The sequence below is a fragment of the bacterium endosymbiont of Bathymodiolus sp. 5 South genome, assembly GCF_900128535.1.
GTDB lineage: Bacteria > Pseudomonadota > Gammaproteobacteria > PS1 > Pseudothioglobaceae > Thiodubiliella.
Genome location: NZ_FQTR01000121.1, coordinates 1 through 5356, shown reverse-complemented (window position 1 = coordinate 5356; position 5356 = coordinate 1). Strand labels below are relative to the sequence as shown.

7 protein-coding genes are annotated in these 5356 nt (G+C 38.2%); 4 read left to right on the top strand and 3 right to left on the bottom strand.

Features of this window, described 5'->3' with window-relative positions; all coding sequences use genetic code 11:
• Together BBROOKSOX_RS08825 and ftsY are read right to left on the bottom strand one after the other, a co-directional pair.
• On the bottom strand, positions 1–454 hold a 454-nt coding region (locus tag BBROOKSOX_RS08825), incomplete at its 3' end, for a thioredoxin fold domain-containing protein (RefSeq protein ID WP_139661133.1).
• Positions 455–657: 203 nt separating this feature from the next.
• Positions 658–1602, bottom strand: coding sequence for a signal recognition particle-docking protein FtsY (gene ftsY, locus BBROOKSOX_RS08820; protein WP_139661128.1), 945 nt, complete (start codon positions 1600–1602; stop codon positions 658–660).
• Between the two features lie 12 nt (positions 1603–1614).
• Here ftsY and BBROOKSOX_RS08815 point away from each other — a divergent pair, with 12 nt between their 5' ends.
• From BBROOKSOX_RS08815 to BBROOKSOX_RS08800, 4 genes are read left to right on the top strand one after another with little or no spacing between them, the layout of a single operon-like run.
• The gene (locus BBROOKSOX_RS08815; RefSeq protein ID WP_139661125.1) at positions 1615–2946 is read left to right on the top strand and encodes a M16 family metallopeptidase; all 1332 of its coding nucleotides are present in this window, start codon (positions 1615–1617) and stop codon (positions 2944–2946) included.
• A complete protein-coding gene (locus BBROOKSOX_RS08810; RefSeq protein ID WP_139661123.1) occupies positions 2943–4238 on the top strand; it encodes a M16 family metallopeptidase in 1296 nt (431 codons plus the stop codon). Before BBROOKSOX_RS08815 ends, BBROOKSOX_RS08810 begins: the two co-directional genes overlap by 4 nt.
• A complete protein-coding gene (locus tag BBROOKSOX_RS08805; RefSeq protein ID WP_139661120.1) occupies positions 4238–4582 on the top strand; it encodes a gamma-glutamylcyclotransferase family protein in 345 nt (114 codons plus the stop codon). Before BBROOKSOX_RS08810 ends, BBROOKSOX_RS08805 begins: the two co-directional genes overlap by 1 nt.
• 55 nt (positions 4583–4637) lie before the next feature.
• Positions 4638–4829 (top strand): type II secretion system F family protein, encoded by a 192-nt coding sequence (locus tag BBROOKSOX_RS08800; RefSeq protein ID WP_257607823.1) that lies wholly within the window; start codon positions 4638–4640, stop codon positions 4827–4829.
• A gap of 206 nt (positions 4830–5035) precedes the next feature.
• On the opposite strand, the gene BBROOKSOX_RS08795 is transcribed toward BBROOKSOX_RS08800, so the two are convergent.
• Positions 5036–5356 (bottom strand): hypothetical protein (locus BBROOKSOX_RS08795; protein ID WP_180323940.1); only part of this gene is annotated, 321 nt, incomplete at its 5' end.

Below are 5356 nucleotides of genomic sequence, written 5' to 3'. Positions count from 1 at the left end.
TGTGTTTGCGTTTATAGCGTATGAAGGGCTCTTTTTTGTAGGACTTATCAACAAAATAATTTGCCAGCAGTAAAAAGTCTTTCTTGTTGGCAAAACCTGTGTGGCGCACTACGCGTTTACCCTTTAAATCAAAGAAAGCCAGCACCGGTGTAGCGCCAACTAAGTTATGGCGTTGGGCAAAGATTTTTTCTTGTAGGGTGTTGCCGTCAAAATCTGTCAAATCCACACTAGACTCTACGTCAACTTCAAAATTTAAAAAGTGCTGTTTAAAGTAGTCAATAATGGGTTTTTGAGTGAATACATGACGACGCATTTTTTGGCAAAATGGGCATTCTTCCATATGGAAGAAAACAAAAATACCTGCTTTTTTAGCATCAATAGCGTCTGCTAAATTTTCACTATAGTCATTAAAATNGTGAATACATTGCGACGCATTTTTTGGCAAAATGGGCATTCTTCCATATGGAAGAAAACAAAAATACCTGCTTTTTTAGCATCAATAGCGTCTGCTAAATTTTCACTATAGTCATTAAAATGTTGATCAAACAATGATACGGCTTTTTCTTCAGCAAAACTTGATGTACAAAGTAATAAAAAGAATGCTAAGCGAATAATTGTTTTCATCTGTCCCTTCCAAAGTTAAGAAGAATCATACACCTAATCAAATATTGCGTCAACAAAGTCTTTAGTAACAAAGGGTTTTAGGTCGTCAATCCCTTCACCAACACCAATATAACGAATGGGTAATTTTAATTCATCGGCAATAGCAAAGACGATACCACCCTTGGCAGTGCCATCAAGTTTGGTGATACTGATGCCACTTAGTTTGACCGCTTTGTTAAATTCTTTGGCTTGGTTGATCGCATTTTGACCTGCACCACCATCGAGTACTAACATCACTTCATGAGGTGCATTTTCATTTTGTTTAGTGATAACACGCTTGATTTTTTCTAATTCTTGCATAAGGCTGCCTTGAGTGTGTAGTCGCCCAGCAGTATCGGCAATCAGTATATCAATATTTTTGGCTTGTGCTGATTGATAGGCATCAAAGATGACTGAAGCCGCATCAGCACCCGTATCTTGTGCTACAACAGTGGTATTGTTACGCTCACCCCAAACTTTGAGTTGCTCAACTGCTGCTGCACGAAAGGTATCACCTGCAGCCAGCATCACTGATTTTCCTTGATTTTGAAATGACTTGGCGAGTTTGCCAATGGTGGTGGTTTTGCCAGCACCGTTCACACCAACGACTAAAATCACAAAAGTTTCTTGTCGGTCCGACTTCAATTGATTGTCTTCAATGAGTAATCCTGCCAATTCATCTTTTAAGAACTGATACAAGCTATCGGTGTCTTTTAAAGTCTTTCTAGAGGCGTTTTTGCGCACAGACTCTAAAACTTTATCAGTGGTATTAATGCCAATATCTGCACCGATAAGTAGCATTTCTAACGCCTCTAATAAGTCATCATCAATGGATTTTTTGCCCAACAATAGTGCTGTTAATCCAGAACCAAGTTTTTGCCTAGATTTAGTCAAGCGTTGTTTTAAAGAAATTGACTTGCTTTCTATGTTGGATTTGTCTTTTTTGAAAAAATTAAACATTATAATAATGCAATGTTAAAAAAATTGATTTTACTATTCTTTGCCTTGTCTCAACCTTTATTTGCTGAGAGCCCCCCTGATTTGGCGCAACAAGGCATTACTCAAGTAACACTGGATAATGGGCTAAAAATTATTGTTAAAACCGATAGCCGTGCACCTGTTTTTATCTCTCAACTTTGGTATCAGGTAGGTGCCAGTGATGAGTCGCGTCCAGCGACAGGTATCTCGCATATGCTTGAACATATGATGTTTAAAGGAACAAACAATTATGGGGCGGGTGAATTTTCCAAGATTATTGCCCGCAATGGTGGCGATGATAACGCCTTTACCTCTAAGGATTACACCGCTTATTATCAAAAAATGCACAAGTCTAAACTTGAGCTTGCTCTCAAGATGGAAGCGGATAGAATGCGTAACTTACGCCTGATTAATAAAGAGTTTGAAAAAGAAAGGCAAGTGGTGATTGAAGAGCGCAGATTACGCATAGAGGACAATCCAAATGCTAAAGTGATTGAGAGTCTTAATCTGATTTCCTTTGATAAAAAAGGTGCGTATCATGCACCTATTATTGGTTTTCAAGCTGATATAGAGTCTTATCGTTTGCGTGATTTACGCGATTGGTATAAACAATATTATACACCGAATAATGCGACCTTAGTGGTGGTAGGCGATGTTCAGGCTGATGCAGTGATTGCATTGGCAAAAAAGTATTTTGGTGTTTACAAATATAATCCTGATATTGTCAAGAGTTACAAACCTGCTATTACCCATACGGGTCAGTCGCGTGTATTAAAACTCAAAGCAGAGTTGCCTTTTTACAGTTTGTCTTTTTCTGTGCCAAGTTTAAAAACCACAAAAGATAAACACAATGCTTATGCTTTGGATATGTTGTCGTATATATTAGACAACGGACTGTCTAAAACTTTGGTGAGAGAGCAGCAAATCGCTTCAAGCATCAGCGTAAGTTATAGGCTATATGACAAATACAACACTTTATTTACCCTGAGTTTTATCCCTGCAAAAGGTATAGATAACGAGACGGTGCTATCAGCAATTAAAGCACAAATTACTGAGCTGATTAAAAATCCTGTTATCATTAAAGATGAGTTGGCGCGCACCAAAACACAACTTGAAGCCGAATTTGTGTTTGAGCAAGACCGACTGTCAACACAATCTTATTATTTGGGTATGCTGGCAACTGTTGGCTTAGGTATTGAAACAATGTTTAGCTATGTGGACAAAATGAATGCTATTAGCACACACGATGTTGCACAAGTTGCCAAACAATATTTGGATTTCTCTCAGGCTAATTCGGTAGAACTCATACCACAGGGGGTTAAGTGAAGTTTTTAGTTTTATTTTTGTTGCTTGTTAGTAGCGTTCATGCTCGGTTAAATATTCAACATTGGATGACACCTGAGGGTGCAAAGGTTTTGTTCGTGCAGACCAAGGGCTTGCCAATATTAGATATTTCACTTAACTTTGATGCTGCTAGTAGCACAGATGGTGAAAAATATGGCTTAGCATCTTTAACCAATAGTCTGCTGAGCAGCGCCACCCGATATCACAATGAAGAGCAAATTATTAATGCATTTGAATCGCTAGGTGCACAGTTCAGCAATTATTCGTTAAAAGATATGTCAATCGTATCATTACGCACGCTTTCAAGAGAGCCGATTTTAAGAAAAGCGCTTAACATTTTTACCGAAGTTGTGACTCAACCAAGTTTTGAGCAAAAATATCTCACTCGTGCAAAGCGTCAAATTCTGCAATCCATCAGAGCCACTCAACAATCACCCTCTAGTATTGCCTCCATTGCTTTTGATAAAGCCGTATTTGGCAAGCATCCTTACGCACACGAAACAATTGGCACGCAAGACACCATTAAAAACATCACCACAGAAGATTTAAAGCACCATTATCAACAATTTTTTGTCGCGAAAAATCTTATCATTGCATTAGTTGGAGATGTGAGCAAAGCCAAAGCCAAACAGATTGCACGACAAATCTCTCATGGACTAAATGTTGGGCAAAAAGCCAAAGCCAATCCGGTGGTTAAGCCACTTAATGACGCACAAGACATTCACCTTGACTTCCCATCAAAACAAACCCATTTGTTAATCGGGCAGACGGGCATTAATCGCTCCCACCCTGATTTTTATCCCTTATATTTAGGCAATCATATCTTTGGCGGGAGTGGGTTAACTGCAATCTTGAGCGGTGAAATTCGTGAGAAAAAAGGGCTGGCTTATTCGGTATATAGTCATTTTAGTAAAATGCAGTCAAATGGCTCTTTTATAATAAAGCTGCAAACCAAAAATTCTCAAGCCAATGAGGCAAAAAAAATTGCCATTCAAACACTAAATAATTTTATTAACAACAATATTGATGAACAAAAATTACAAGATGGCAAGGATAATATTATTGGTGGCTTTGCTCTACAAACAGCATCCAATGCCAATATATTAACTTACCTTTCTATTATCGGTTTTTATAATTTACCACTGGATTATTTAGACACCTTTACTGACAAAATCAAGAATATTAGCGCGCAAGATATCCAAAACGCCTTTGCGCGTTTGATTAACACTGATAAACTTATCGTAGTAAGTGTAGGGCAAAAAAGTAAAGAATAATGACAAACGAAACTGTATCATTGTTTTCGTATGGGACATTACAAAGCTCTACCGTGCAACTTGAAACTTTTGGACGCGAGTTGGTTGGTTATAAAGATAAACTGCTCAACTACAGATTAGCAATGCTTGAAATCCAAGATGCAAGTGTCATCAAACTTAGTGGAAAAACACACCATCCTATTGCCGTATCTAGTCAATCTGACACCGTATCAGGTCAAGTGTTTGAAATTACTGCTGAAGAATTAGCACAGTCCGATAAATATGAAGTGGATGATTATCAGCGCGTGTTAGGGGAAATGGCATCAGGCACATCTGCTTGGGCATATGTTAAATGCAAGGGATGAAAATTTATCCATAAGAGGGGGTATTGCAAAGAGCTTTATTGATTAGTAAGTTCGCATCATAAGTGCACGCCTTGAATTACAACTTGCAAGTGCAACACCTTCCATGGAAAATGAAATTGACCACTACACCACAAAACTGGTTAATACTTTTGAACCGATAATGATATTGATTATGGGGGGCGTTGTGCTCTTCATTGTTTTGGCGATGATTCTGCCAATTTTTGAGCTTAATCAAATTCCCCTATAAACTGCCAAGTTAGTGTTGTTTTTATTCTAGGTATAACTTGTCTTTTCTAATTTGTTTTTGCAAAAAAATAATTATCAGGTATACTCACTTGCTACATAAATTTTATGCTTTTCACACAACATTAATATTAATAAATGACCCAGACACAACAAAGATCCTTAATTTCCATTGTTTTTATTGCATTAATAGCTGGTCTTATTATCTCTTTAAATGTAGATAATCAGGAATACCTCAGTTGATAACCATACACCAGTAACACCCACCACCAATACACCAGCCAATACCAAACAAACCCAAGACCCATTTAACTCCAACAACAACCCAAACCAAGCAAGTAGCGAGACTGTTAATAACGATCCGCGTTTACCACCAGGCTTCCCTAAGCCACTACCACCCCTAGATAAAGATGAAATCAAACAAACGGATGCACTCATTGCCGAGGCAGACGGCATTATTGCTAAGATGGACAGTCTTATTGCTGGGCTAGATCTGCCAGCGGTGCCATTGAGTGAGCAACAACAACAAGA

Bases quoted from the DNA above. Each gene is read 5' to 3' on its own strand.
- ftsY (WP_139661128.1), bottom strand. From the start codon at position 1,602: ATGTTTAATTTTTTCAAAAAAGACAAATCCAACATAGAAAGCAAGTCA.
- BBROOKSOX_RS08815 (WP_139661125.1), top strand. From the start codon at position 1,615: ATGTTAAAAAAATTGATTTTACTATTCTTTGCCTTGTCTCAACCTTTA.
- BBROOKSOX_RS08805 (WP_139661120.1), top strand. From the start codon at position 4,238: ATGACAAACGAAACTGTATCATTGTTTTCGTATGGGACATTACAAAGC.